A 24,891-nucleotide genomic window follows, 5' to 3' on the forward strand; every position below is an offset into this window, starting at 1 on the left:
ATAACAGTATGTGGTTTGAACATATTAAATTAATTGTAAAAAATTTTGCATTTTACGATAAAATTGTTCAAAATACGCAACTATCGGCAAGACCGATATTGATATTACTTAAATATTCATTTTATTTCAGGGAAACAACAATGAAAAAATCATTATTAGCAACATTAGTATTAAGTTCAGTATTTGCATTAGCAGCTTGTGATCAAGCGTCAAAAGATCAAGTATCTGCAAAAGTAGAGGACGCAAAAGCTAGCGTTGTTGAAGCAAAAGATGCGACTGTTGAAGCAGCAAAAGATGTTAAAGATGCTGTGGTAGAAAAAGCAGCTGAAGCTAAAGATAAAATGGTCGAAATGAAAGATGCAGCGTCTGACAAAATGACAGAGATGAAAGATTCAGCATCTGACAAAATGACAGAAATGAAAGATTCAGCATCTGACAAAATGGCAGAGATGAAAGATTCAGCATCTGACAAAATGGCAGAGATGAAAGATTCAGCATCTGACAAAATGGCAGAGATGAAAGATTCAGCATCTGACAAAATGGCAGAGATGAAAGATTCAGCTTCTGATAAAATGACAGAAATGAAAGATGCAGCTAAAGAAAAAGCAGCAGAAGTAAAAGATGCTGTAACTAAATAATTCATTCATTAAGAATTTAACCATAAGGAAACCGAATAGGTTTCCTTTTTTGTTATCAATTAGCTAATTATGTGCTAGAATCAGCCGTCAATTAGTATTTATTTATAAAGGAAACAAAATGCAAGTATTAGAAGGCTTATTAGTTGCACCAAATGCCAAAATTGCGGTGGTAGTAGCTCGTTTTAATCATTTTATTAATGATAGCTTAGTAGATGGTGCGATTGATGCGTTAAAACGTGTTGGTCAGGTGAAAGATGAAAATATTACCTTGGTTAAAGTGCCAGGTGCTTATGAATTGCCTTTAGCGGTTCGCCGTTTAGCAGATAGCAAAAAATATGATGGTATTGTCGCTCTTGGTACTGTTATTCGTGGTGGTACAGCTCATTTTGAATATGTGGCGGGCGAAGCAAGTAGTGGGATTGGTCATGTTTCTTTAGATGCCGATATTCCAGTCGCATTTGGGGTATTAACCACTGAAAATATTGAACAAGCCATTGAACGGGCTGGCACCAAAGCAGGTAATAAAGGTGCGGAAGCAGCGTTAGTGGCACTTGAGATGATTAATTTATTAAATCAAATTAACTAACTAAGGCATAGTAATGACTGAACAAGTTAAAAAGCCATCGGCTCGTCGTCGTGCTAGAGAATGTGCTGTACAAGCCTTGTATTCTTGGTATATTTCACAAAATGATGTAGCCGAAGTAGAGTTGGCATTTGTAACTGAGCAAGATTTAAAGGGTGTTGATGTGGCATATTTTCGTCAATTATTCCGTCAAACAGTGAATAATTTAGACGCAATAGATAGCACATTAGCCCCCTTTTTAGACCGCACTTCGGAAGAATTAACCCCGATTGAAAAATCTATTCTGCGTTTAGCTACTTATGAATTGAAATATGAGCTTGATGTCCCTTATAAAGTCGTGATTAACGAAGCGATTGAAGTGGCAAAAACCTTTGGGGCAGATGATAGTCATAAATATGTCAATGGTGTATTAGACAAAATTGCCCCCTCTTTAGGGCGTAAATAACTTAAATACCAAACCTTTTTGCTCCTCCTACTTGAGGGGGAGCAGAGCGAAGTCCTGAAAGGGCAAATTATGCCAATAACCGAATTTGATCTTATCAACACCTTTTTTACCCAACAATCTGTTCATCGTCCTGATGTAGCGTTAGCCATTGGTGATGACTGTGCATTGACATCTGTTCCGCACAACAAATTTCTTGCTATTACTACTGACACCATGGTAGAAAATTCACATTTCTATCCGAATATAAATCCCCGAGATTTAGGTTATAAGGCTATTGCTACAAATTTAAGCGATCTTGCTTCAATGGGGGCTGAACCTGCATGGGTTTCTCTGGCATTAACTTTACCTAAGGTTAATGAAAGTTGGTTGCAAGCCTTTAGCCAAGGAATGTTTAAAATTCTTAATGAGTATAATGTAGCGTTAATTGGAGGTGACACTACAAGTGGAGCAGTGCCGTCTATCACCATTACAGCTCAAGGATTTTGCGATAAAAATACTGTACTTCGCCGTGATCAGGCTAAAGTGGGGGATTGGATCTATGTTTCAGGGACGCTTGGAGATGGTTTGGCAGGCTTTCATTTAATTTCTGATTTGTATCAAAGCAAAAAAAGTGCGGTGAATTTAGACGAAGAATTTCTAATTCAACGCAATCTTCACCCCATACCGAGAATATCCCTTGGTTTAACCTTGAGCCGATATCAATTATCTTGTTGTGCCTTAGATCTATCTGACGGATTAGTGGGCGATCTTGGACATATTTTACAACACAGCGGTGTAAGTGCAGTGCTAAACGTAGATCATTTACCTTGCTCGCGATCTTTAATTAATTTATATGGACGTGAGCAAGCAGAGCTATTAGCCCTGCAAGGTGGCGAAGATTATGAATTATGTTTTACGGTTCCCGATCATCAAAAAGCCTTCTTAGATCGATATTTAGCACCATTAAATGTACCTTATACTTGTATTGGTCGTATTGTAGAAAAAAATCCTACAGAAAATATTATTTACCAACGGCAAGGAAAAATGGTAGATTTACATATCTCCAGTTTTGAACATTTTAAATAATATGACAGACATAGCTTCCCCATTAAAACGCATTTCTTTAACAAATCCAGTACATTTGCTTGCGACTGGTCTGGGTTCAGGTCTAATTTATCCAGCTCCTGGTACTTGGGGAAGTTTGGCAGGTTTAATCATTGGCATATTACTGATGAGCATAATATCTCTAAAAATGTTTATAATTTTCACCGCAGTTTGTTTTGTCTTAGGGTGTTATTTATGTCAAAAAACCGCTGATGATATGGGGGTACACGATCATGGTTCAATCGTATGGGATGAATTTGTCGGCATTTGGCTTGTGCAAATCGGCATGGCTGGCTTGCTAGCGGAACATTTGATTTTGGGTAATGCGTTGGCATTTGGGTTATTTCGTTTATTTGATATTTGGAAACCCTTTCCGATTAGATATTTTGATAAAAAATTAGAAAATGGTTTTGGTATTATGGTGGATGATGTATTAGCTGCATTATATGCCATTGTGGTTTATCATTTTATTTTCTCTATAGTGGTGTTGTAATTATGCTTAATTTAATCGTTGTTCATTTTTTTGGTTTATTAAGCCCTGGTCCTGATTTTTTCTATGTTAGTCGAATGGCGGCGAGTAATTCAAGACGAAATACGGTTTGTGGTATTTTAGGTATTACTATTGGCGTGGCAATATGGGCAGCTGCTGCCATATTAGGTTTAGCAATTTTATTTAAAACCCTACCAGTTTTGCATGGTGTCATTATGTTATTAGGGGGGAGTTATTTATGTTATCTCGGTTTAAAAATGGTGAAAGTGCGTGAAAATACAGTCTTTACTGAATTAACAGAACAGGATTTTAATCAAGAAACCACTATTAAAGCAGAAATCATGAAAGGCTTATGGGTTAATTTATCCAATGCTAAAGTCGTGATCTATTTCAGCAGTGTAATGTCGTTAGTATTGGTGAATATGCACGAAATATGGCAAATGTTCACCGCCTTTATCATCATTGTAGTAGAAACATTTTTGTATTTTTATATTGTATCCTTATTATTTTCTCGCCCTTTCGCAAAACGTTTTTACAGTCAATATAGCCGTTATATTGATAATGTAGCAGGTGTAATTTTCTTAGCCTTTGGGAGCTATTTAGCATATAGTGGAGTGCAAGAAATTTTATCTTAAATAGACATAATAGTAGCCAAAATAGGAAAATATGTTATAATTTAGCTATTATTGTATCTATTTTAAGATTATGCTATTACCTTTTTATTCAGCCAACGAAACTCAACAAGCCTTTGCTGATTATTTGCGTAAAAAACGCAAAAGCAAAGGTTTTTCAAGAGAGCAACTGGCTAACGTCAGTCTTGTGCCAGCCTCAACCATTAAGAAATTTGAAACCACTGGGCAAATTTCTTTTCGTCAATTATTGCAACTTTGGCAAATTTTAGATGATTTAACCGCATTACATGAACTAACTAAACGTTCAACAGAACCTATGCCGAAAACGATTGAACAAGTGTTAGCCATGAATAAGGGGAAAAGATGAAAACAAATGATCTTTTAGATGTCTGGCGAACATTATCGACCAGTGAAAAAATCAAAGTAGGGCAGTTAGCCAAGAATGCTCAAGGAATTTTCTTTCAATATGACGAAGATTATCTGAATACTTTGCCAAATGGTAATTTATCACCGCTAAAATTGAAATTTAATGATGAATTACAACTTGCCCCAAGGTTATTTGAAGGCTTACATTCTGTTTTTTCTGATAGTTTGCCAGATGGTTGGGGGCGGTTGTTAATGGATCGAGTATTCATTCAACATCAAATTTCGCTACATAGCCTTTCACCTTTAGATCGTCTAGCCTATGTTGGTGAGACGGCAATCGGAGCGTTATCTTATCAACCGATTTCTCCTTTTGCAGATCAAGACCAGAAATTAATTGAGTTAACGCAATTAGGAATGGAAGCTCAAGCTATTTTTGATGGGCAAACGGAAGATATTTTGACCGCACTTACCCAAATGGGCAGTTCTGGTGGAGCAAGACCAAAAGCTCAAGTATATTTTCCAACCAATTCAATGTCACAATGTCGCAGTCAATACCAACAAGGCGATAGTGCATGGATAGTGAAATTTACCTCTAACAATCTTGCTTTAAAACATGAAGAAGGCTTGTGTGAAATGGTTTATTTGGATTTAGCGGAACAAGCAGGGATCGATGTGCCTGAACATAATTTATTGAGTTTAAAAGTAAAATCAGGTGAACGCCATTGGTTGGCGATTAAACGCTTTGATTGTATAGAAAACGATAGTAATCAATTAGGACGGCTACATACACTTACTGCTTGTGGTTTACTTGAGGCTAATTTCCGTGAACCGAGTTTAGATTATGCCGATTTAATCAAAGTGAGTAACTGGCTTTGTCAGGATCTCAATGCTGGGAAAATGCAATTTCGCCGAGCCATGTTTAATTTATTTATGTGCAATCAAGACGACCATTCCAAAAATTGGTCTTTCTTGCTAGACGATCAGGGAAAATGGACATTATCGCCTTTTTATGATGTGACTTTTAGCCCAAGCCCTTATGGAGAACACATGACTTCATTTAATGGTTTTGGCAAAAATCCATCGTTAAAAGCCATTCAATCTCTTGCTAATATGGCTAATTTAGATTGGACAGAAGCATTACAAATTATTGACGAAGTGCAATACTGTGTAAATTTATTTGATCGTTATGCTTCGCTTTATGAGGTGGGGAAAACAAGAAAAAAATTAATGCAAAATATGATCTATCAAGCGTATAAAAATTCTCCGTTTTAATAATTAAATCTGGCTATATTTATCTAACCATCGGGGAGTTTAAAATTTTTCCCCACGCAAACCTTTGCGCTTTTGTGTTATTTCTTATTCCTTGCTAGACTAGCACTCTATAATAATAAGAGGGGGAAATACGTGATGAATTACATTGAAATATTAGGTTATGTAGCGATGATTTTGGTGTCGGGATCTTTTTTATTAAAAGATATTATTAAGTTGCGTTTGGTCAATTTAATCGGGGCAATATGTTTTATTATTTATGGTTTGCTGATTAGTTCATTCCCAGTGACAGGATTGAATATTTTTGTAGCTTGTGTGAATGGCTATTATATTTATCAAAACATCAAAACAAAATAATCATTCAATATCAAATAAAGGCGAATTTGATATTCGCCTTTATTTGAGTAAATCTTTCAAACTGGCTTTCATAACGGACATTTTGTTTTCATACTGGGCTTTGCTTTCACGCTCATCAATCATATAGGTAATAGTTTGTGATAAGGTCATACCTAGTTTGCGAGAATATTTTGATAAACGTTGCCATACCGCATATTCCAAATCAATGGATTTCTTTTTAGTATGTTGTTTTTCAGCGTTGAAAAAGCGTTTACGTCTGGCTCGAATGGCTTGATCGAGTTTAATTACCAATGCCTCGGATAAATGATCAGCTATCCAAGCGGTGATTTGCTCAGGTTGGTTTTTGCAAGCAATAAGGGCTTTGACCTTATCTTCCGCTAAACTTTTTTCCTGATAACGGGTAATATTTTCCCCTTCACGGTGTTTTTTAGTGAGATAAAGCCATTTCCAGTGTGTTTCTTGATTTTCAAGTTTTTGATATTTCATTGTTTTATCATTACTTTTTTATCATTGGTGACGTGGTAACTGAAAATAATATACCCTGATTAAGTTTTTTTTTCTAGTAGATTTTTTGAATTTTAATGAAATGTGAGATAATGCTCAACATTCAATTTTATGAAGAGAAAAAAACGTGGCTTTATCCGAACAAAAACTAGATTGGACAACATTGCAACCGCATTTGACGGTATTTCCTGCTGAAACTAAAAAGATCGATTTTTTAGATTTACAATGGCGAGCTTGCTCGGCTATAGAGCAATTTTTGAAAAATTCGCACCGCAGTTTGTTAGTGTTAAAAGCGGACGATCAAAGCGAATACGCTAGTGCGGTGGAAAAGTGGGTAAAATCACAACAAGCACCGTTACAAGTATCGGGTGTTCAGTATGAAGTGGAACAAGGGGATAGTTTTTCTTTTGCTCAAGTGAATGTTCAGCCAGCACAATCAGCACAAGATAATTTTGCTAGTAAAAAAACAATCGCCACCGCTCTTTATTTTGATCATTCAAGTTTGTTCGGATCGATTCGGATTCATCCTAGCTCGCATGATATTCAGCTTAACGCTGGTTTGGTGCATCAACTTAATAATGGTGTGTTAATTTTAAGCGTTAGCCAGTTGTTAAATCATTTTGATTGTTGGGAACGATTAAAACATATTCTGATGACGAAACAATTTGATTGGTATTCGGCACATCCGTTTAAAGCCTTGCCGTGCGAGATTCCAAGTTATCCATTGCATTTAAAAGTTATTTTACTGGGAAATCGGGAAGAATTAGCTACTTTGAATAACCTCGAGCCAGATCTTTATCATCTTGCAGATTATAGCGAAATTGAAAGCTATGTCAGCGTGGAAAAAGAGCCACAGCAACAGGCATGGCAACAATATGTGTTGTCTTTTGCCGAACAACAACAATTTCCTCGTTTAACCCCTGACGGTTTGGATAAATTATATCAATGGCTAGTAAGGGAAAGTGAAAGCCGAGTGTTGATCAATAGTTCACCGTTGATTTTGAACCAAATTTTAAGCGGAGTAAGTCAGTTAAGCAGTAATAAAGACGTGCTAAGTGCGGTGGATTTTGAGCAATATTTTCAACAAAAGTCTGCTCAACAAGGTTTTCTTCGTGAACAAACTTATGCGGATATTTTTTATCATCAAGTATATATTGATACTGAAAATGAAGTAGTCGGGCAAATTAATGGTTTGTCAGTGGTGGAATTTACGGGGACACCAATGTCTTTTGGTGAACCATCTCGGATTAGTTGCATTGTGCAATTTGGTGATGGTGAAGTAACTGATATTGAAAGAAAAAATGAGCTGGCTGGCAATGTTCATGGTAAAGGTATGATGATTGCGGAAAATTGTTTAGCCAATATTTTAGATATGCCATCTCAATTACCATTTTCCGCATCATTGGTGTTTGAACAATCTTACGGTGAAATTGAGGGGGACAGTGCTTCTTTATCTGCATTCTTAGTGTTAGTCAGTGCCTTGTCGGATTTACCTATTCCGCAATCTATTGCGGTGACGGGTGCAATCGATCAATTTGGTTTGGTGCATTCGGTCGGTGGTGTGAATGATAAAATTGAAGGCTTTTTTACTATTTGTCAGGGCAGGGGATTAACTGGAAAGCAGGGCGTGATTATTCCAGAATCCTGTTTATATCAGCTTTCTTTGACAGATGATGTGGTAAGTGCGGTGAAAAATAATCAATTTTTCATTTGGACTGTGAATGATGTGTTTGAGGCTTGTGAGATTTTATTTGATCGTCCTTTAGTGGTAGATGAACAAGCAGAAAAAGAAGAAAAAATGACTATTGCACAGTTAATTTCTAAACGTATTGAACAGTATGCAGAACTGCACCATGCGATGCCATTTTGGTTAAAATGGTTTGCTAAAAAATAACTGCTCGGAACTGTTTAGCGAACAAGTGTTAGCTATATCTTTTTAAATTAAACTCTGTTAATATAGTGTTAATTCAGTAAGTTTACTGAAAAATATCCTATGATTTACTTTTAAAGAGAAAAAAATGACTAACACCTGTACACCAGAAACAATTCCAGAAAGAAAAAATTCTTATAATTATGAAGATTTATTAGCCTCTGGGCGTGGTGAATTATTTGGCAAAAAAGGTCCACAACTTCCAGCCCCAATTATGTTGATGATGGATCGTGTGATTGAAATGAACGAAACTGGCGGCTTATTTGGCAAAGGTTATGTGGAAGCCGAATTGGACATTAAGCCAGATTTATTTTTCTTTGGTTGCCATTTTATCGGCGATCCAGTGATGCCAGGCTGTTTAGGCTTAGATGCGATGTGGCAATTAGTTGGTTTTTATCTTGGTTGGATCGGTGGCGAGGGCAAAGGTCGTGCTTTAGGTGTTGGTGAAGTGAAATTCACTGGTCAAGTGTTACCCACCAATAAAAAAGTGACTTACAAAATCCATTTCAAACGTGTGATTAATCGTAAATTAATTATGGGTGTGGCTGATGGTGAAGTGTTGGTTGACGGTCGTGTGATTTATACGGCAACAGATTTGAAAGTCGGATTGTTTCAGGATACATCAACTTTCTAATTGTGATATTGGTTTTGATAAGCTCAAGGGTTGCCTTGAGCTTTTTACACATCCACCAACACCAAAATAGCTGCATCACCGCCCCATTCTCTAGGGGCTTGATGTAATGCTCGTACTTTGGGATGTTGCACAAGCCAACGGGGGATTTGCTTTTTCAGGGTAAATGTGCCGTAGCCAGTCATAATACTAGCACAAAAAATATTATCGTTTTCGCAGGCTTGAATTAGACTCGCTAATTCTAATTTAGCTTGTTCACGGGTTAAACCGTGCAGATCTAAAAAAATTTCTGGGGAAAAATCGCCACGGCGAAGTTGTTTTAACAAATAGCTATCTTCATTTTCTCGTAAATATTTCACCGCACTTTCTTCGTTTAATAACGGCTCATACTGATCGGAAAAGTAAAATAAGGTATCTTGCTTTTCTCGATTATCTTTCAATTTCGCTTTTTGTTTGAGTTTAAATTTATTCAGTTTTTGTGACGGAACATAAGTATCTTGTTTGAGTGGCTTGATACCTTTTGTTTCTTGCAAAAAGAGTGATTTCTCGTCAGTTTCTGACATACTTAGTTATCCTAAAATTAATGGAGTCGGGACAAAATTCAATAATTTCTATATACTAACGGAAAAACTTTATTTTACCAAATAGGAACAATAAAAATGGCGTTTTCTGAACAGAATTTATCGAATGATTTGCACACCATTAAAGATTATTTACGTTGGGCATATAGCACCTTTAATAGTGAACCACTTTTTTATGGACATGGTATGGATAATGCGTGGGACGAAGCGTCATTATTGGTATTAACTAGCCTGAATTTGCCATTAGATGTGCCGACAGATTTATATGATAGTCGTTTAACCCAACAGGAAAGAGAGCAGATTATTGCATTAGTCACAGAACGCGTGGAAAAACGGATTCCAGCCCCTTACTTAGTTAATACTTCATGGTTTTGTGGTTTGCCATTTTATGTAGATGAGAGAGTATTGATTCCACGTTCTCCGATTGGTGAGTTAATTCAAAATGGTTTTGCAGAGTTTATTGAGCAAGAGCCAACCAGAATCTTAGATATGTGTACAGGTAGTGGTTGTATTGCGATTGCCTGTGCAGAGCGTTTTCCTGATGCAGAAGTAGATGCAGTGGACTTAAGCCGTGATGCTTTGGATGTGGCGGAATATAATATTGAACGTCACGGTTTGAGCGAGCGAGTGATCCCGATTCAATCGGATTTATTTGAGCAGTTACCGCAGGATCAATATGATTTAATCGTGACCAATCCGCCTTATGTGGATCAAGAAGATATGGACAGTATGCCCGAAGAATTTTCCCATGAACCTGAATTGGCACTAGCGGCAGGCGATGACGGTTTGGATTTGGTGATAAAAATTTTAGCAGAGTCACCAAAATATCTAAAAGAAAATGGTATGTTAATTTGTGAAGTAGGAAATTCAATGATTCATTTGCAAGCTCGTTTTCCACAAGTACCGTTTAATTGGATTGAATTTAAAAATGGGGGATTAGGGGTTTTTTCGTTAACTAAAGCCGAGTTGGAACGGTATCATCACTTATTTGTATAATCAAAAATAATAAGGGCGAATTATTTTGAATTCGCCCAAATATATTAATTCTTTAACAACCCAGAAGAACCTTCTTTATAATCTTTGGGCGGATTTTCTGGCGTAATGGCGGTAGATTTTTCTGAATTCATAAAACTTTGTAGAAATAAACTTTTATTATTGGCATCAGGCAAAAGTTGTTCAGAAGATTTGGCAAGATGACGGTAGATTTTCTGATAATCTTGTGCCAGTGTTTTAAATAAGTCAGCACTTTCTGCAAAATGTTTCTCTAATAATTGTTTTTGGGATTCCAATTCTTGTTTGGCTTGAGTTAGCTCTTTTGCGGTTTCAGTTTGTTTTTTTACCGATCCTTTGGTCAAACTAATGAATAAATAAGCTAAAATAAACCCAACAAAGAGTCCGATTCCAGCAATTAACCACATTTCATTTGACCAGTTCTGAATGTTTTGCATAATGCCCCCTTAAGTTAATTATTAATGTATGATGTAAAACTATTGTCTTATCATAGCGTTAAAATTTACTTTTGTCTTGTATGATTTTAGTTTTTTGATATAAAAGTGCGGTTAAATTTTGTTTATTTTTTCACTAATTACTGGTTTTTTTCTATCAAACCTTGTATAATCGCACGACCCTGTGAATGTTGCGGTTTTCCCACCGCACATTATTTGTCGAGATCGCACTCGAAGGGGTGATGATTGAGATCAATGGTTGTGTTTATCTTAATGATTGACACTGGGTATTAATATTTAATATTGGTAATTTAATTAATGAAAACTTTTGTAGCAAAACCAGAAACAGTTAAGCGTGACTGGTATGTAGTAGATGCGACAGGTAAAACGTTAGGTCGTTTAGCCACTGAATTAGCTCGTCGCCTTCGTGGTAAACATAAAGCGGAATACACTCCACACGTTGATACTGGCGATTATATCGTGGTAATCAATGCAGAGAAAGTAGCCGTAACAGGTCGTAAAGAAGACGATAAAATTTACTACTGGCACACTGGCTATGTAGGCGGTATCAAACAAGCGACTTTCAAAGAAATGATTGCTCGCCGTCCAGAAGCAGTGATTGAAATTGCGGTTAAAGGTATGTTGCCAAAAGGTCCATTAGGACGTGCAATGTTCCGCAAATTAAAAGTGTACGCAGGTTCACAACATGAACATGCAGCACAACAACCACAAGTTTTAGATATTTAATCACGGAGCAAAAAAATGACAGCAGCAAATCAAAACTACGGCACAGGTCGCCGCAAAAGCTCTTCAGCTCGTGTATTTATCAAACCGGGCAATGGTAACATCACCATTAACCAACGTTCTTTAGACGTATATTTCGGTCGTGAAACATCACGTATGATCGTACGTCAACCATTAGAACTCGTTGAGTTGACAGATAAATTAGACCTTTACATCACTGTTACTGGTGGTGGTATTTCTGGTCAAGCGGGTGCAATCCGTCACGGTATCACTCGTGCATTGATGGAATATGACGAATCTTTACGTCCAGCATTACGTGCTGCGGGCTTTGTTACCCGTGATGCTCGTCGTGTTGAACGTAAAAAAGTGGGTTTACACAAAGCACGTCGTCGTCCACAATACTCAAAACGTTAATTCTTTATTTTTCGTTTTATACAGAAATTGCAAGTCGAAAGACTTGCAATTTTTTTGTTTTAGGGGAAAAGTGCGGTTATTTTTTAACATATTTTTAATAATCATTTTTATTTTCAAAATGGAGTAAATAATACTTGCTTTAATATGGAGTTAATGCTTTAATGTCTTACAGCTAGACAGTAGTTTATAAAATGCGTTATTAGTTCTTCCGTATCACAAGTTTTAAATTTGTTCTTGGATTTTTTAATATCAGTTTCTATATCCTTCTTAGCACGAGGGCTTGTTTGCAAGCACAAATTTAAATTTTCAAATGAGGAAGACAACATGTCTAAATTAAACGGTTCTGTAAAATGGTTCAACTCTGATAAAGGTTTTGGTTTCATCACTCCTGCAAATGGCGGAAAAGATTTATTCGTTCATTTTTCTGGTATCGTAGGTGACAACTACAAAACCTTAAACGAAGGTGACAATGTTGAATATAATGTACAAGATTCTCAACGTGGTCCAGCTGCGATTGATGTTGTAGTTATCAAATAATAGATAAAGAATTTTATTTTAAATTTAAATCCCTAGTTTTCTGGGGATTTTTTATATTTATAAAATGATAGTTTTATTTTGATAGACAAATAAACGATCGTGAATGGCTAGATCCAATGTTCGGCTTAACACTGTTTTTTCTACATCTCGCCCTGCTTTCATCATCATTTCTGCTGAATATGTGTGATCTACATTAATCACATTTTGCATAATAATCGGACCTTCATCTAATTCATTATTAATAAAATGAGAGGTTGCACCAATGATTTTTACACCACGTTCATAGGCTCTTTTATAAGGGTTAGCTCCAATAAAAGCGGGTAAGAATGAATGATGAATATTGATCACTCGATTTGGATAACGAGCGACAAATTCAGGGTTAAGCACACGCATATATTTTGCCAATACAATCAGATCAGGATGATATTCATCAATTTTATCTGCTAATAATTTATCGTGTTCTACTCGAGTTAAATTTTCATGACTAATGCAATGAAAAGGTACGTCAAATCGTTCAACTAGGGAACGTAAACTTTGGTGATTTCCGATTACAGCAGTAATTTCTACATCTAAACCACCATAATAAGTTTTCATTAATATATCACCTAGACAATGTGCTTCTTTGGTAACTAAAATTACAATGCGTTTTTTACGATTAACATCAATTAAACGGCAATTCGTGCCATGTGGTAAACTAAAATTTAAATCTGCGAGCAGGGTTTTTTCATTAAAAATCCCTTGTAATTCAGTACGCATAAAGAAATGTTTAGTTTCAAAATCGACAAATTCATTATTATGCACAATATTTAACTGGTGTTTATAACAGATGTTGGTTATTTTAGCGATTAACCCTTTATCATCAGGACAGTCAGTTAATAAAATTTTATTTTCAATCATATTGAGTTTCCAATTCTTAAAATAAATAAAACCCAAATATTAAATGGGTTTTATTTTAATTGTTAGGTAAGGTTAGATTTTGAAATCATCTAAGGATTTACCCGCATCCAATGCTTTTTTGATAACCTTAGGTGTACGACCTTGACCACTCCAAGTACGTTGTTCACCTTTATCATCAACATATTGATATTTGGCTGGAAGTGCGGTGCGTTGTTTTTTAACTTTGTGTTTAGCACCATTGACACCTAATTCGGATAAAGAAATCCCTTTTTCTTTTAATTCAGCTTGATACTTTTTAATCAGTTCTTGGCGAGCTTTCATTTCTGCGACTAGGGCTTTAGCTTCTTTACGTTTTTCATCTACAATAACTTTTAGTTTTTCTAGGATCTTTTCTGCTTTCCCCAAATCAATAGTATTAATTGCGGCACGTAAACTACGTAAGTTATTTAATGAATTTATTAGATCGTTCATTTTATCCTCCATTTTTTCGATTAATTTAGAAATATCAATAATCATATCCTTATTATTATTTTTTGTAAATATTTTGTTTTTTGTATAAATATATAAAAAATATTATTCCTGCCTATTGGCATTTATCTATTATTCAGGTAATCTTTGCAAATCCTACAAATGTAGAGGTGCGAATATTATAAGTATTTTTTCGGAGTGGATAACGGAGAAGGAAAAAGAAAGGAATATTTGCCGAAATCAATTAAAAGTCATTTTGATTGGTTGGTGACGTTATCGAAAGAAACGTTACTGTCATAGTCTAGGGTATGATATTTTAACTAAAAATCTTATACCTGTTTATTTACTATGGAGCGCTACTGTTAGGGGTAGTTTTATTAACTACCTTTATCTTTAAATCATTTTAACATTATTTAATGTGAACTGATGTCAGTGGTTCTCCCTTACTTTTAGGTAGAGAACGAATGGAACTTATCGATTTTTCTTCTTCAATGTGGTCGGTTTTACCACCATTATTAGCCCTTGGTTTAGCCATTATTACACGTAAAGTTTTATTGTCATTAAGCGTGGGTATTATTGTTGGGGCATTAATGTTAACTGGATCAGATTTCAGTTTAGCGTTAAGTTATCTTTTGGAACGTGTGTCTTCACTAGTTTATACAGTAGAAAATGGGGTATTCGCACTCAATGAGAGTAATGTGCATATCATTCTTTTCTTATTATTACTTGGTATTTTAACCGCACTTTTAAGTGTTTCTGGAAGTAATCAAGCATTTGCTGAATGGGCGCAAAAACGTATTAAAGATCGCCGTGGGGCAAAATTAATGGCAGCTTGTTTAGTCTTTGTAACCTTTATTGACGATTATTTCCATAGTTTAGCGGTGGGTGCCATTGCTCGCCCTGTGACGGATAAATTCCATGTTTCTCGTGCTAAATTAGCCTATATTCTGGATTCTACCGCCGCACCTATGTGTGTCATGATGCCAGTTTCTAGCTGGGGTGCTTATATTATGACGCTAATTGCAGGTTTATTAGCAGAACATGCTATTACGGGTTATACTCCATTTAGTGCTTTCATCACCATGAGTGCGATGAATTTTTATGCTATTTTTTCCATGATAATGGTTTTTGTGGTGGCTTATTTTTCTTTTGATATTGGACCAATGGCTCGCCATGAGAAAGTAGCCTTAGAACAAGCAGAAACACAGACAGAAATTCAGCAACAAAGCTCAGGAAAAGTGCGTAATTTGGTGTTACCGATTTTAACTCTGATTTTAGCCACTGTTGCTATGATGATGAAAACGGGTAACGATGTTTTAGCCATAGACGGTAAACCTTTTAGTATCTTAGGTGCTTTTGAAAATACTACCGTAGGAATCTCATTAGTGGTTGGTGGGGTCAGTGCATTGATTGTATCTACATTATTAATTGTGGTGAATAGAAATGTCAGTATAAATGAATATGGCAAGGCATGGATCGTGGGTATTAAATCCATGCTAGGTGCTATTGCTATTTTATTCTTTGCTTGGACGATTAATAAAATCGTGGGTGATATGCAAACAGGAAAATATCTTTCTACTTTAATTTCAGATAATTTAAATCCAGCATTTTTACCCGCTATTTTATTTATTTTAGGTTCGGCAATGGCATTTTCAACGGGAACGAGCTGGGGAACTTTTGGGATTATGTTACCCATTGCCGCAGCTATCGCTGTTAATGCTTCACCTGAATTATTATTACCTTGTTTATCTGCGGTAATGGCTGGTGCAGTGTGTGGAGATCATTGCTCACCAGTTTCAGATACCACGATCCTGTCATCAACAGGGGCGAAATGTAACCATATCGATCACGTGACTACCCAATTACCTTATGCGTTATTAGTGGCGTTAGCCACAACCATAGGCTATTTAGTGATTGGTTTTACGCAATCGGGTTGGCTTGGTTTCATTACCACAGGAGCAGTGTTGTTTATTGCTATATTTGTCAGTAAGAAACGTTAAAAATGTGATCTGCTTCAAATTTTTAAATAAAAATTTTATTTTGTTCTAGGTTTATAAAATGCGGCTTTATGTCGCATTTTTTATCTTTTGGATAATTTTTATTTATTAAATATTGTTATTTTAATAAATTTAGAATTTTATTCTGATAAAGTTGGTTTTTTAAGCTAAAAAAAGAATAGACAATTAACCAGAATTTAGTACACTAATTTCACAAATTAAGGAATATTTCCTTTTAATAAAAAGTGCGGTTCAAAATTCTGTAGAAATTGTCAGTAAAAACGGAGTGATTTTATGAAGAAATTATCAGGTGCAGAAATGGTTGTGCAATCTTTGCGTGATCAAGGTGTAAAATATTTATTTGGTTATCCAGGTGGATCAGTATTAGATATTTATGATGCAATTCATACCTTAGGTGGGATTGAACACGTGCTAGTTCGCCATGAACAAGCTGCTGTTCACATGGCAGATGGTTATGCTCGTTCAACGGGTGAAGTGGGTTGCGTGTTAGTCACGTCAGGTCCAGGTGCAACCAACGCGATTACAGGAATTGCCACTGCTTATGCGGATTCCGTTCCGTTAGTGGTGTTGACTGGTCAAGTCCCTTCTCATTTAATCGGTACAGATGCGTTCCAAGAATGTGATACTATCGGTATTACTCGTCCAGTAGTAAAACATAGTTTTATTATTCAGCGTCCAGAAGATATTCCAACCATCATTAAAAAAGCCTTTTATATTGCTTCAACAGGTCGCCCAGGTCCAGTGGTGATTGATATTCCAAAAGATATGGTGAATCCTGAAAATAAATATCCTTATGAATATCCAAAAGAAATTAGTATGCGTTCTTATAATCCGAATTCACAAGGACATAAAGGACAAATCAAAAAAGCCTTGAAAGCCTTATTAGTGGCGAAAAAACCTGTTCTATATGTGGGTGGCGGGGTTATTATTAATAATAGTAGTGCGAAAGTTCGACAATTTGCTCAATTATTAAATTTGCCTGTCACCTCTTCCTTGATGGGATTGGGGGCTTATCCTGCAACCGATCGTCAATTCCTAGGTATGTTAGGTATGCACGGTACTTATCAAGCCAACTGTGCTATGCACGAATCTGATTTGATTTTAGGGGTGGGGGTACGTTTTGATGATCGCACTACCAACAATGTGAACAAATATTGCCCTCATGCTAAAGTGATTCAAATTGATATTGACCCAACGTCTATTTCAAAAAATATTCCAGCTTCGATTCCGATTGTGGGTAGTGTGGATAATGTGTTTAGCGAATTTTTAGCCTTATTAAAAGATGAAAATTTAGTGAAATCCCAATCTGATTTAACTGAATGGTGGCAACAAATTGATCAATGGAAAGCGAAAAAATGTCTTGAATTTGACCGCACTTCGAAAGAGATTAAGCCACAAGCGGTGATTGAAACCATTTATCGTTTAACCAAAGGCGATGCTTATATCGCTTCTGATGTCGGGCAACATCAAATGTTTGCAGCTTTACATTATCCATTTGATGAACCACGTCGTTGGATTAATTCAGGTGGGGCAGGGACAATGGGTTTTGGTCTGCCAGCGGCTATCGGGGTGAAATTTGCTCACCCAGAAAGCACTGTGGTTTGTGTTACGGGGGACGGCAGTATTCAAATGAATATTCAAGAACTTTCTACCGTAAAACAATATGATACGCCGATTATCATCGTGAGTTTAAATAACCGTTTCTTAGGCATGGTGAAACAATGGCAAGATTTGATTTATTCAGGTCGTCATTCACAAGTTTATATGAATTCTTTGCCTGATTTTACTAAATTAGCGGAAGCCTATGGACATGTTGGTATTCAGATTGATCACGCTGATGAATTAGAAGAAAAACTTAGTCAAGCCTTTGCGATTAAAGATAAATTGGTGTTTGTGGATGTGTTGGTTGATGCCACTGAAAATGTATATCCAATGCAATTACGTGGTGGTGCGATGAATGACATGTTATTGTGTGCACCAAATAAAGAATAAGGAGAAACAGAAAATGCGTAGAATTTTATCAGTATTATTAGAAAATGAATCAGGTGCATTATCTCGTGTTGTCGCCTTATTTTCTCAACGAGCCTTTAATATTGAAAGCCTAACCGTTGCACCAACCGATGATCCAACCCTTTCTCGTATGACAATTGAAGCATCTGGTGATGAGCAAGTATTAGAGCAAATAGAAAAGCAATTACATAAATTAGTAGATGTGTTTAAGGTGATTAGTTTAAGTGGTTGCGAACACGTTGAACGTGAAGTGATGTTAGTGAAAGTTCGTGCTACAGGCACATCACGTGATGAAATTAAACGTTTGACCGATATTTTCCGTGGGCAAATTGTAGATGTCACCACCAAATCTTATACGGTGCAATTATCTGGTACAAAAGATAAATTAGATGCCTTTATTCATGCCTTGAAAGAAGAAACCAGCGTGCTGGAAATTGTGAGATCGGGCTTGATTAGTCTTTCTCGGGGTGAGAAGAATATGCTTTAAGCATTAGGATTTGTTTTTTATCGCTAAATTGGGTTTCTCGGGTGGGAAACCCAATTTTAATTATGTTGAAGAAGATCAGATGTTCAACATAAAAAATTACTCTGCATAAACGCCATTATAAATCTGACTTTCAAACTGTACTAACGGTGCTCGTTTAGTTTTATTTTCTAACTCACCAGTAGAATAACCATTAATAAATTGTACAAAGGCGACTTTCTCGCCACGAGCATTGGTCATAAAACCAGCTAAATTATAAACCCCTTTCAACGATCCTGTTTTGGCAAGTACATTTTTCACTAAAGGTGGTTGCGTTAAGCCACCACGTCCACTGATCGTACCGTCCACGCCAGCAATCGGAAAGGTTTCTAATAGGTGTAATGTATTTTCATTTTTCGCCATATATTCAAGTGCTTGTAACATGGTTTCTGGAGCAATGAGATTATGTCGTGATAACCCCGAGCCATCAGCCACAATGCTATTACCAAATTTGATACCCGCTTGTTTCGCTAAAATATTTTTTAATGCCATCGCTCCCAGTTGGAAAGTAGCTGGGCGTTTGTAATGTTGATAAGCAATAGTACGGAATAGAGCATCCGCAATTTGGTTATCTGATTTCTTCATCATTTTTTTCAATAAATCGGGCAGTGGTTTAGAGAAATGTTGAGCTAATAATGTACCTTTCTGTGGGTAGCGTGGAATTTGCACATTACCGTTAAACTGAATACCTAAACGGCTTAATTGACGTTGTACGATTGCGGCAGCATAAGCATCGGGATCTTGCACTGCAAAACTTAGCCCAAAAGGTTTACTTTGTCTGGCTATACAACCTTTGATTTGATAGCGGTTATTGTCATGAACCACAGCATCAAGCTGGCAATAATTAGATTCTTCATTACTAACCACTTGCACCTGACCAAAGATCTGAATTGGGAATTGAGAAGGTATGTTAAATTTAACATTTTCACCGACACTTTGATTGGCATCTAAATCTACATAAAAGCAGTTATTGTCAATATTGGCGGCGGCTGGGGGGGAGTTAAAACACATAGTTAAATCATTCCAAATCCAACCAGAACCGCGATCATGACTAGCAAAAATTGACGTATCTAAAATCAGATTGCCAGTGATTTTTTGAATATTTTGTTTTTTTAGTTGAGCTAATAAGGTGTAAAGTTGACCACTGGTTAAATCAGGATCACCCGTGAATTTGATAATTAAATCACCGTTTAAACCATTATTTTGAATTTTACCATTGGTAAGTAAACTGGTTTCAAATTGAAATTGGTCGCCTAATGTCAATTTGGCAGCTAAAGCCGTAAAGACCTTTTGGGTACTTGCTGGCAACATAAATGTGTCGGCATTATATTGAGTGATAATTTGGTTATTATGGAGATTTTTGGCTATAAAGCCCAAACTCGCTCCATGTGGTAATTGTTGTGCGATAGTGGGAATATCTATTTGTGACAATACTGGTGTGGAAAAAATAAGGCTGACCAGTAGCCATTTTTTGCTTAAATACTTCATTGTTGTGTTTTTAGGGTTGCTATTTTTTGTCAGAAGAACAATAATAGACTCCGAACTCGATTGAGTAAACTTTTTTCTTAACTTATTTTAACTGCGACATTGTTAATTCAATGCCGTGGTTTTGTTTTTACCTAAAAAAGGATAAATAAACACAATGCTAAAACAAATTCCCATGACTGTGCGTGGTGCAGAGCTACTCAAACAAGAACTGGATTATTTGAAAAACACTCGTCGTCCAGAGATTATTAAAGCGATTGCGGAAGCTCGTGAACACGGTGATTTAAAAGAAAATGCCGAATATCATGCAGCTCGTGAACAACAAGGTTTCTGTGAAGGACGAATTCAAGAAATTGAAGGTAAATTATCCAACTGCCAAATTATTGATGTGACTAAAATGCCAAATAATGGCAAAGTCATTTTTGGGGCAACTGTCGTGCTGTTAAATGTGGATACGGAAGAAGAAGTGAGTTACCGTATTGTGGGTGATGATGAAGCGGATATTAAATCAAGTTTAATTTCCGTTAATTCGCCTATAGCTCGTGGCTTAGTTGGTAAAGAAGTTGATGATTCAGTTACGATTACTACACCTGGTGGCAAGGTAGAATTTGAGATTGTGGAAGTGGAATATAAATAATTTTGCTTTTTTGGGTTACCCCCTCACTCCTTCGGACAGCTCCCCCCGCAAGTAGGGGGAGCAAAATGAATAGGAGAAACAATTTTCTAGCGAGAATAGATTGGAGCAAAATTTTCTTCCCCCTGCTTGCGGGGGGAAGTCCCCGAAGGGGGGATGGGGGGCAAATTATTTCTTCGGCAACGAAATTTTTTTCTCTTCGCTTTGGCGATACAACACCACAACGTGACCTATGGTTTGTACTGCTGTAGATTTGGTTTCACGCACAATAGCATCAATAATGAGCTGTTTAGTTTCACGATCCGCACCAGCTACTTTAACTTTGATCAGCTCATGATAATTAAGAGCATTGTCGATTTCAGCCAGAACACCTTCGGTTAAACCATTGCCACCAAGCATGACGACAGGATTTAAATGATGGGCTAATCCTTTGAGAAATTGTTTTTGTTTGGTTGATAATGTCATTGACATAAATATAATCCTAAATTAAAAAAGTGCGGTGAAAAATACCGCAGTTGGCTTGAATTAGGCTATTTTAGCCTTATATTACAAAAACTACCACAAAATTTAAGAAATTATGGGAAGAAAAAGATCGGCAAGTTCAAGCCGTTGGTTAAATGAACATTTTAAAGATCAGTTTGTGCAGAAAGCACATAAACAAAAATTACGCTCTCGAGCTTATTTTAAATTAGATGAAATCCAGCAATCGGATCGCTTATTTAAACAAGGCATGACGGTAGTCGATCTTGGGGCAGCACCTGGGGGGTGGTCACAATATGTGGTTAGCCAGATTGGGGGTAACGGTCGTATCATTGCTTGTGATATTTTGGAAATGGATCCTATTGTAGGCGTGGACTTTTTGCAAGGGGATTTTCGTGATGAAAATGTGCTTGCTGCATTACTTGAGCGAGTAGGTGAGAGTAAAGTAGATGTTGTGATGTCAGATATGGCACCGAATTTTAGTGGTATGCCGTCAGTGGATATTCCACGAGCCATGTATTTAGTAGAACTGGCATTAGATATGTGCAAACAAGTGCTGGCGAACAAGGGCAGTTTTGTGGTGAAAGTGTTTCAAGGTGAAGGTTTTGATGAATATTTGCGAGAGATTCGTTCACTTTTTACCTCGGTCAAAGTTCGTAAGCCAGAAGCATCACGAGATCGTTCTCGCGAAGTCTATATTGTAGCAACAGGATATAAACATTAATTGCATTGATTGTTTTGCTTAATATCAATTTTATAGTAAGCTAACAGCAATTTTTTAACTTTAACTAAAATGGGGTCAAACCTTGAACGATATGATTAAAAATCTTGTCCTTTGGGTAGTTGTTGCGGTTGTGATGATGACGGCATACCAAGGATTTAATTCAACTGATACAAACAATCGTATTGATTACACTACATTTATGACAGATGTAGAAAATCAACAAGTTGCACAAACTAAATTTAACGAAGTGGGCGAAATTTTTGTCACCAAAAGAGATGGTTCAAAATATACTACCGTATTACCTGCACCCCTAGAAGATCGTCAAATTCTCAATGACCTGTTAAAACAAAAAGTTAAAATTGAAGGTGCATTACCTGAACAACGTAGTTTATTATCGCAAATTTTAATTTCGTGGTTCCCAATGTTGTTCTTAATTGGGGTATGGGTTTTCTTTATGCGACAAATGCAAGGTGGTGGCAAGGCAATGAGCTTTGGTAAAAGCCGAGCAAAAATGTTGAATAAAGAACAAATTAAAACGACCTTTGCGGATGTTGCGGGTTGTGATGAAGCTAAAGAAGAAGTAGGTGAAATAGTCGATTTTCTGCGTGATCCAAGCAAGTTCCAAAATCTTGGCGGTAAAATTCCAAAAGGTGTATTGATGGTTGGTCCACCAGGGACAGGTAAAACGTTGATCGCAAAAGCCATTGCTGGCGAAGCGAAAGTCCCATTTTTCACGATTTCAGGTTCCGATTTTGTGGAAATGTTTGTGGGGGTAGGGGCATCACGTGTACGTGATATGTTTGAGCAAGCGAAGAAAAATGCACCTTGTTTAATTTTTATTGATGAAATCGATGCCGTTGGTCGTCAGCGTGGAGCTGGTTTAGGTGGTGGTCATGATGAACGTGAACAAACCTTAAACCAAATGTTAGTCGAAATGGATGGTTTTGAAGGTAAAGAAGGGATTATTGTCATTGCTGCAACTAACCGTCCTGATGTGCTTGACCCTGCATTAGTTCGCCCAGGACGTTTTGACCGTCAAGTCGTGGTTGGTTTACCTGATGTGCGTGGACGTGAGCAAATTTTAAAAGTACACATGCGTAAAGTACCATTAGATAATGACGTGGATGCCATGACATTGGCTCGTGGCACACCTGGTTATTCAGGGGCAGATTTGGCAAATCTTGTTAATGAAGCAGCATTATTTGCTGCTCGTAGTAACAAGCGTGTGGTAACAATGTTAGACTTTGAAAAAGCTAAAGACAAAATCAATATGGGACCTGAACGTCGCACCATGATTATGACCGATAAGCAAAAAGAAAGCACCGCTTATCATGAAGCAGGACATGCGATTGTAGGATATATTGTGCCTGAACACGATCCAGTGCATAAAGTCACCATTATTCCTCGTGGTCGTGCGTTAGGGGTAACATTCTTCTTGCCTGAAGGCGATCAAGTCAGTATTAGCCAAAAACAATTAGAAAGTAAACTTTCTACTTTGTATGCAGGACGTTTAGCGGAAGATTTAATTTACGGTGAAGAAAATATTTCTACAGGGGCATCTAACGACATTAAAGTTGCGACTAATATTGCTCGTAATATGGTTACGCAATGGGGTTTCTCCGATAAACTCGGACCGATTCTTTATACTGAAGATGATGGCGAAGTATTTTTAGGGCGTTCAATGGCGAAAGCCAAACACATGTCTGATGAAACTGCTCACGTGATTGATGAAGAAGTGCGTGCTATTGTGGCAAGAAACTATGATCGAGCAAGACAAATTCTGATTGATAATATGGATATTTTGCATGCAATGAAAGATGCGTTAGTGAAATATGAAACTATTGAAGAAGAGCAAATTAAACAGTTGATGAAGCGTGAACCAGTGACCCCACCAAGTGGTTGGGATGAGAAAAAACATGGTGAACCGACTAAAACTGAAACGAAATCTGATGAGCCTAAGCAAGCTGAAAGTGCGGTGCAAAAAGGTGAAAATTTGGATAATAAATCAGAATAATTCGAGATAAAACAAAGGGATCATTATGATCCCTTTTGTTTTGTGTTTTTCTGTTTATTTGCGTAATATTTCGCTATAATATGCCATATATTAATTTTTAATATAGTGAATATGAAACTTCAAGCGAATAATAAAGTCTTAGATTTATCCCATCCCCAGATTATGGGAATTTTGAATTTTACCCCTGATTCTTTTTCTGATAGTGGTCAGTTTTTTCAACTGGATAAAGCATTATTTCAAGTGGAAAAAATGCTTAATGCTGGTGCGAGTATTATTGATATCGGCGGTGAATCTACTCGACCAAATGCACAAGAAGTGTCAGAACAAGAAGAATTAGAGCGTGTGGTTCCCTTGGTTGAAGCGGTGCGAAAACACTTTGATTGCTGGATTTCGGTTGACACATCAAAAGCCATTGTAATGTCAGAAAGTGCTAAAGTTGGAATGGATATTATTAATGATATTCGTGCATTGCAAGAACCAGATGCCTTAACAACAGCGGTGAGATTAGCCTTGCCAACCTGTCTGATGCACATGCAAGGGCAGCCACGAACAATGCAGGAAAATCCATACTATGAAAATGTGGTGGAAGATGTGTTGGAATTTCTACAAAATCGCACCGCACTTTTTTTGCAGCAAGGCGGAAAGGCGGAAAATGTGATTTGGGATGTCGGCTTTGGTTTTGGTAAAACCGTACAACATAATTTTACCTTATTACAACAGCAAGCTCGTTTTGCGGTGCAAGGTTATCCTGTGTTAGCAGGACTTTCACGTAAGTCAATGTTAGGTGCTGTGTTGGACAAAACAGTGGATCAACGTTTAATCGGTAGTGTTACAGGGGCGTTATTAGCCGCACAAAATGGAGCAACTATTTTACGAGTACATGATGTGAGAGAAACCGCAGATGCCTTAAAAATTTGGCAAGCAATGATGAATGCGTAACATTTATATAGGGTGGATGATGTATTCGCCTAAAAATACAATATTTTTAT

At 36.8% G+C, this 24,891-nt stretch carries 29 protein-coding genes and 1 riboswitch; of the genes, 22 read left to right on the forward strand and 7 right to left on the reverse strand.

The window, feature by feature from the left end:
- Window positions 1-140: 140 nt before the first annotated feature.
- The 9 genes from O1Q81_RS05995 to O1Q81_RS06035 all read left to right on the forward strand — a co-directional run bounded on the left by O1Q81_RS05995 (window position 141) and on the right by O1Q81_RS06035 (window position 5,863).
- Window positions 141-638 (forward strand): hypothetical protein, encoded by a 498-nt coding sequence (locus O1Q81_RS05995; protein ID WP_386696525.1) that lies wholly within the window; start codon window positions 141-143, stop codon window positions 636-638.
- Between the two features lie 118 nt (window positions 639-756).
- Window positions 757-1,224 (forward strand): 6,7-dimethyl-8-ribityllumazine synthase, encoded by a 468-nt coding sequence (ribE, locus tag O1Q81_RS06000; protein WP_386685932.1) that lies wholly within the window; start codon window positions 757-759, stop codon window positions 1,222-1,224.
- Window positions 1,225-1,237: 13 nt separating this feature from the next.
- The gene (gene nusB / locus O1Q81_RS06005) at window positions 1,238-1,666 is read left to right on the forward strand and encodes a transcription antitermination factor NusB (RefSeq protein ID WP_386696526.1); all 429 of its coding nucleotides are present in this window, start codon (window positions 1,238-1,240) and stop codon (window positions 1,664-1,666) included.
- Window positions 1,667-1,735: 69 nt separating this feature from the next.
- Window positions 1,736-2,731: a thiamine-phosphate kinase gene (thiL, locus tag O1Q81_RS06010; RefSeq protein ID WP_386696528.1), complete on the forward strand. Its 996-nt coding sequence runs from the start codon at window positions 1,736-1,738 to the stop codon at window positions 2,729-2,731.
- Window position 2,732: 1 nt separating this feature from the next.
- Window positions 2,733-3,242 carry a phosphatidylglycerophosphatase A gene (locus tag O1Q81_RS06015; protein ID WP_386696530.1) on the forward strand — a complete coding sequence of 170 codons (510 nt, stop codon included), beginning with the start codon at window positions 2,733-2,735 and terminating at the stop codon, window positions 3,240-3,242.
- Window positions 3,243-3,244: 2 nt separating this feature from the next.
- Entirely contained in the window at window positions 3,245-3,874 is a 630-nt protein-coding gene (locus O1Q81_RS06020; protein WP_386685940.1) for a homoserine/threonine efflux transporter, read from the forward strand.
- Between the two features lie 70 nt (window positions 3,875-3,944).
- Window positions 3,945-4,238 carry a helix-turn-helix domain-containing protein gene (locus O1Q81_RS06025; protein WP_386685942.1) on the forward strand — a complete coding sequence of 98 codons (294 nt, stop codon included), beginning with the start codon at window positions 3,945-3,947 and terminating at the stop codon, window positions 4,236-4,238.
- Window positions 4,235-5,509, forward strand: coding sequence for a type II toxin-antitoxin system HipA family toxin (locus tag O1Q81_RS06030; RefSeq protein WP_386696532.1), 1,275 nt, complete (start codon window positions 4,235-4,237; stop codon window positions 5,507-5,509). The genes O1Q81_RS06025 and O1Q81_RS06030 overlap by 4 nt, the downstream gene beginning before the upstream one ends.
- A 135-nt stretch (window positions 5,510-5,644) precedes the next feature.
- The gene (locus O1Q81_RS06035; protein ID WP_386692899.1) at window positions 5,645-5,863 is read left to right on the forward strand and encodes a YgjV family protein; all 219 of its coding nucleotides are present in this window, start codon (window positions 5,645-5,647) and stop codon (window positions 5,861-5,863) included.
- 39 nt (window positions 5,864-5,902) lie between these two features.
- On the opposite strand, the gene matP is transcribed toward O1Q81_RS06035, so the two are convergent.
- On the reverse strand, window positions 5,903-6,349 hold the full coding sequence (gene matP / locus O1Q81_RS06040; RefSeq protein WP_386685948.1) for a macrodomain Ter protein MatP: 447 nt from the start codon (window positions 6,347-6,349) through the stop codon (window positions 5,903-5,905).
- A 145-nt stretch (window positions 6,350-6,494) separates the two neighbouring features.
- Here matP and O1Q81_RS06045 point away from each other — a divergent pair, with 145 nt between their 5' ends.
- Both O1Q81_RS06045 and fabA read left to right on the forward strand, forming a co-directional pair.
- Window positions 6,495-8,261, forward strand: coding sequence for an AAA family ATPase (locus tag O1Q81_RS06045; protein WP_386696534.1), 1,767 nt, complete (start codon window positions 6,495-6,497; stop codon window positions 8,259-8,261).
- 124 nt (window positions 8,262-8,385) lie between these two features.
- The gene (gene fabA, locus O1Q81_RS06050; RefSeq protein WP_386685952.1) at window positions 8,386-8,931 is read left to right on the forward strand and encodes a bifunctional 3-hydroxydecanoyl-ACP dehydratase/trans-2-decenoyl-ACP isomerase; all 546 of its coding nucleotides are present in this window, start codon (window positions 8,386-8,388) and stop codon (window positions 8,929-8,931) included.
- 44 nt (window positions 8,932-8,975) lie between these two features.
- Here fabA and smrB read toward each other — a convergent pair whose 3' ends face one another.
- Window positions 8,976-9,491 carry an endonuclease SmrB gene (gene smrB, locus O1Q81_RS06055; RefSeq protein WP_386696535.1) on the reverse strand — a complete coding sequence of 172 codons (516 nt, stop codon included), beginning with the start codon at window positions 9,489-9,491 and terminating at the stop codon, window positions 8,976-8,978.
- Window positions 9,492-9,587: 96 nt separating this feature from the next.
- Between smrB and prmB the strand changes: the two genes are divergently transcribed.
- Window positions 9,588-10,505 (forward strand): 50S ribosomal protein L3 N(5)-glutamine methyltransferase, encoded by a 918-nt coding sequence (gene prmB / locus O1Q81_RS06060; RefSeq protein ID WP_386696537.1) that lies wholly within the window; start codon window positions 9,588-9,590, stop codon window positions 10,503-10,505.
- A 44-nt stretch (window positions 10,506-10,549) separates the two neighbouring features.
- Here prmB and O1Q81_RS06065 read toward each other — a convergent pair whose 3' ends face one another.
- Entirely contained in the window at window positions 10,550-10,948 is a 399-nt protein-coding gene (locus O1Q81_RS06065; protein WP_132302543.1) for a YhcB family protein, read from the reverse strand.
- 324 nt (window positions 10,949-11,272) lie between these two features.
- On the opposite strand from O1Q81_RS06065, the gene rplM reads away from it, so the two are divergent.
- The 3 genes from rplM to O1Q81_RS06080 all read left to right on the forward strand — a co-directional run bounded on the left by rplM (window position 11,273) and on the right by O1Q81_RS06080 (window position 12,649).
- On the forward strand, window positions 11,273-11,701 hold the full coding sequence (rplM, locus tag O1Q81_RS06070) for a 50S ribosomal protein L13 (protein WP_386692905.1): 429 nt from the start codon (window positions 11,273-11,275) through the stop codon (window positions 11,699-11,701).
- A 15-nt stretch (window positions 11,702-11,716) separates the two neighbouring features.
- The gene (gene rpsI / locus O1Q81_RS06075) at window positions 11,717-12,112 is read left to right on the forward strand and encodes a 30S ribosomal protein S9 (protein WP_386685960.1); all 396 of its coding nucleotides are present in this window, start codon (window positions 11,717-11,719) and stop codon (window positions 12,110-12,112) included.
- A 324-nt stretch (window positions 12,113-12,436) separates the two neighbouring features.
- Window positions 12,437-12,649 carry a cold-shock protein gene (locus O1Q81_RS06080; RefSeq protein ID WP_386685963.1) on the forward strand — a complete coding sequence of 71 codons (213 nt, stop codon included), beginning with the start codon at window positions 12,437-12,439 and terminating at the stop codon, window positions 12,647-12,649.
- Window positions 12,650-12,706: 57 nt separating this feature from the next.
- Here the strand turns inward: O1Q81_RS06080 and purU are convergent, their stop codons facing one another.
- Both purU and O1Q81_RS06090 read right to left on the reverse strand, forming a co-directional pair.
- Window positions 12,707-13,546 carry a formyltetrahydrofolate deformylase gene (gene purU / locus O1Q81_RS06085; protein ID WP_386685965.1) on the reverse strand — a complete coding sequence of 280 codons (840 nt, stop codon included), beginning with the start codon at window positions 13,544-13,546 and terminating at the stop codon, window positions 12,707-12,709.
- A 72-nt stretch (window positions 13,547-13,618) separates the two neighbouring features.
- The gene (locus O1Q81_RS06090; protein ID WP_386685967.1) at window positions 13,619-14,017 is read right to left on the reverse strand and encodes an H-NS family nucleoid-associated regulatory protein; all 399 of its coding nucleotides are present in this window, start codon (window positions 14,015-14,017) and stop codon (window positions 13,619-13,621) included.
- A gap of 154 nt (window positions 14,018-14,171) precedes the next feature.
- Window positions 14,172-14,381, forward strand: a riboswitch (Lysine riboswitch).
- 97 nt (window positions 14,382-14,478) lie between these two features.
- On the opposite strand from O1Q81_RS06090, the gene O1Q81_RS06095 reads away from it, so the two are divergent.
- From O1Q81_RS06095 to ilvN, 3 genes are all read left to right on the forward strand, one after another.
- Window positions 14,479-16,014 (forward strand): Na+/H+ antiporter NhaC family protein, encoded by a 1,536-nt coding sequence (locus O1Q81_RS06095; RefSeq protein ID WP_386696539.1) that lies wholly within the window; start codon window positions 14,479-14,481, stop codon window positions 16,012-16,014.
- Window positions 16,015-16,305: 291 nt separating this feature from the next.
- On the forward strand, window positions 16,306-18,024 hold the full coding sequence (locus O1Q81_RS06100) for an acetolactate synthase 3 large subunit (protein WP_386685973.1): 1,719 nt from the start codon (window positions 16,306-16,308) through the stop codon (window positions 18,022-18,024).
- 13 nt (window positions 18,025-18,037) lie between these two features.
- The gene (ilvN, locus tag O1Q81_RS06105) at window positions 18,038-18,529 is read left to right on the forward strand and encodes an acetolactate synthase small subunit (protein ID WP_386685976.1); all 492 of its coding nucleotides are present in this window, start codon (window positions 18,038-18,040) and stop codon (window positions 18,527-18,529) included.
- Between the two features lie 96 nt (window positions 18,530-18,625).
- Here ilvN and dacB read toward each other — a convergent pair whose 3' ends face one another.
- Window positions 18,626-20,053, reverse strand: coding sequence for a serine-type D-Ala-D-Ala carboxypeptidase (gene dacB / locus O1Q81_RS06110; RefSeq protein WP_386693785.1), 1,428 nt, complete (start codon window positions 20,051-20,053; stop codon window positions 18,626-18,628).
- Window positions 20,054-20,207: 154 nt separating this feature from the next.
- Here dacB and greA point away from each other — a divergent pair, with 154 nt between their 5' ends.
- Window positions 20,208-20,687, forward strand: coding sequence for a transcription elongation factor GreA (greA, locus tag O1Q81_RS06115; RefSeq protein ID WP_386685980.1), 480 nt, complete (start codon window positions 20,208-20,210; stop codon window positions 20,685-20,687).
- Window positions 20,688-20,852: 165 nt separating this feature from the next.
- On the opposite strand, the gene yhbY is transcribed toward greA, so the two are convergent.
- Window positions 20,853-21,155, reverse strand: a complete 303-nt coding sequence (gene yhbY, locus O1Q81_RS06120) for a ribosome assembly RNA-binding protein YhbY (RefSeq protein WP_386685982.1) — start codon at window positions 21,153-21,155, stop codon at window positions 20,853-20,855.
- A gap of 106 nt (window positions 21,156-21,261) precedes the next feature.
- Here yhbY and rlmE point away from each other — a divergent pair, with 106 nt between their 5' ends.
- The 3 genes from rlmE (at window position 21,262) to folP (ending at window position 24,841) form a co-directional block, all read left to right on the forward strand.
- Window positions 21,262-21,888 (forward strand): 23S rRNA (uridine(2552)-2'-O)-methyltransferase RlmE, encoded by a 627-nt coding sequence (rlmE, locus tag O1Q81_RS06125; protein ID WP_386696541.1) that lies wholly within the window; start codon window positions 21,262-21,264, stop codon window positions 21,886-21,888.
- Window positions 21,889-21,979: 91 nt separating this feature from the next.
- Window positions 21,980-23,902, forward strand: a complete 1,923-nt coding sequence (gene ftsH / locus O1Q81_RS06130) for an ATP-dependent zinc metalloprotease FtsH (protein ID WP_386693787.1) — start codon at window positions 21,980-21,982, stop codon at window positions 23,900-23,902.
- A gap of 111 nt (window positions 23,903-24,013) precedes the next feature.
- Window positions 24,014-24,841, forward strand: a complete 828-nt coding sequence (folP, locus tag O1Q81_RS06135; protein WP_386685986.1) for a dihydropteroate synthase — start codon at window positions 24,014-24,016, stop codon at window positions 24,839-24,841.
- Window positions 24,842-24,891: the final 50 nt, after the last annotated feature.

It is taken from the genome of Lonepinella sp. MS14436 (assembly GCF_042470565.1).
Classification (GTDB): Bacteria; Pseudomonadota; Gammaproteobacteria; order Enterobacterales; family Pasteurellaceae; genus Lonepinella.

Coding starts and splice junctions, on each gene's coding strand:
- rplM (WP_386692905.1), top strand. CDS start 11,273: ATGAAAACTTTTGTAGCAAAACCAGAAACAGTTAAGCGTGACTGGTAT.
- dacB (WP_386693785.1), bottom strand. CDS start 20,053: ATGAAGTATTTAAGCAAAAAATGGCTACTGGTCAGCCTTATTTTTTCC.
- O1Q81_RS06035 (WP_386692899.1), top strand. CDS start 5,645: ATGAATTACATTGAAATATTAGGTTATGTAGCGATGATTTTGGTGTCG.
- purU (WP_386685965.1), bottom strand. CDS start 13,546: ATGATTGAAAATAAAATTTTATTAACTGACTGTCCTGATGATAAAGGG.
- O1Q81_RS06015 (WP_386696530.1), top strand. CDS start 2,733: ATGACAGACATAGCTTCCCCATTAAAACGCATTTCTTTAACAAATCCA.
- fabA (WP_386685952.1), top strand. CDS start 8,386: ATGACTAACACCTGTACACCAGAAACAATTCCAGAAAGAAAAAATTCT.
- O1Q81_RS06095 (WP_386696539.1), top strand. CDS start 14,479: ATGGAACTTATCGATTTTTCTTCTTCAATGTGGTCGGTTTTACCACCA.
- O1Q81_RS06080 (WP_386685963.1), top strand. CDS start 12,437: ATGTCTAAATTAAACGGTTCTGTAAAATGGTTCAACTCTGATAAAGGT.
- O1Q81_RS06020 (WP_386685940.1), top strand. CDS start 3,245: ATGCTTAATTTAATCGTTGTTCATTTTTTTGGTTTATTAAGCCCTGGT.
- ftsH (WP_386693787.1), top strand. CDS start 21,980: ATGATTAAAAATCTTGTCCTTTGGGTAGTTGTTGCGGTTGTGATGATG.
- O1Q81_RS05995 (WP_386696525.1), top strand. CDS start 141: ATGAAAAAATCATTATTAGCAACATTAGTATTAAGTTCAGTATTTGCA.
- O1Q81_RS06025 (WP_386685942.1), top strand. CDS start 3,945: ATGCTATTACCTTTTTATTCAGCCAACGAAACTCAACAAGCCTTTGCT.
- prmB (WP_386696537.1), top strand. CDS start 9,588: ATGGCGTTTTCTGAACAGAATTTATCGAATGATTTGCACACCATTAAA.
- matP (WP_386685948.1), bottom strand. CDS start 6,349: ATGAAATATCAAAAACTTGAAAATCAAGAAACACACTGGAAATGGCTT.
- rpsI (WP_386685960.1), top strand. CDS start 11,717: ATGACAGCAGCAAATCAAAACTACGGCACAGGTCGCCGCAAAAGCTCT.
- nusB (WP_386696526.1), top strand. CDS start 1,238: ATGACTGAACAAGTTAAAAAGCCATCGGCTCGTCGTCGTGCTAGAGAA.
- rlmE (WP_386696541.1), top strand. CDS start 21,262: ATGGGAAGAAAAAGATCGGCAAGTTCAAGCCGTTGGTTAAATGAACAT.
- O1Q81_RS06100 (WP_386685973.1), top strand. CDS start 16,306: ATGAAGAAATTATCAGGTGCAGAAATGGTTGTGCAATCTTTGCGTGAT.
- greA (WP_386685980.1), top strand. CDS start 20,208: ATGCTAAAACAAATTCCCATGACTGTGCGTGGTGCAGAGCTACTCAAA.
- smrB (WP_386696535.1), bottom strand. CDS start 9,491: ATGTCAGAAACTGACGAGAAATCACTCTTTTTGCAAGAAACAAAAGGT.
- O1Q81_RS06090 (WP_386685967.1), bottom strand. CDS start 14,017: ATGAACGATCTAATAAATTCATTAAATAACTTACGTAGTTTACGTGCC.
- ribE (WP_386685932.1), top strand. CDS start 757: ATGCAAGTATTAGAAGGCTTATTAGTTGCACCAAATGCCAAAATTGCG.
- thiL (WP_386696528.1), top strand. CDS start 1,736: ATGCCAATAACCGAATTTGATCTTATCAACACCTTTTTTACCCAACAA.
- ilvN (WP_386685976.1), top strand. CDS start 18,038: ATGCGTAGAATTTTATCAGTATTATTAGAAAATGAATCAGGTGCATTA.
- folP (WP_386685986.1), top strand. CDS start 24,014: ATGAAACTTCAAGCGAATAATAAAGTCTTAGATTTATCCCATCCCCAG.
- O1Q81_RS06030 (WP_386696532.1), top strand. CDS start 4,235: ATGAAAACAAATGATCTTTTAGATGTCTGGCGAACATTATCGACCAGT.
- yhbY (WP_386685982.1), bottom strand. CDS start 21,155: ATGTCAATGACATTATCAACCAAACAAAAACAATTTCTCAAAGGATTA.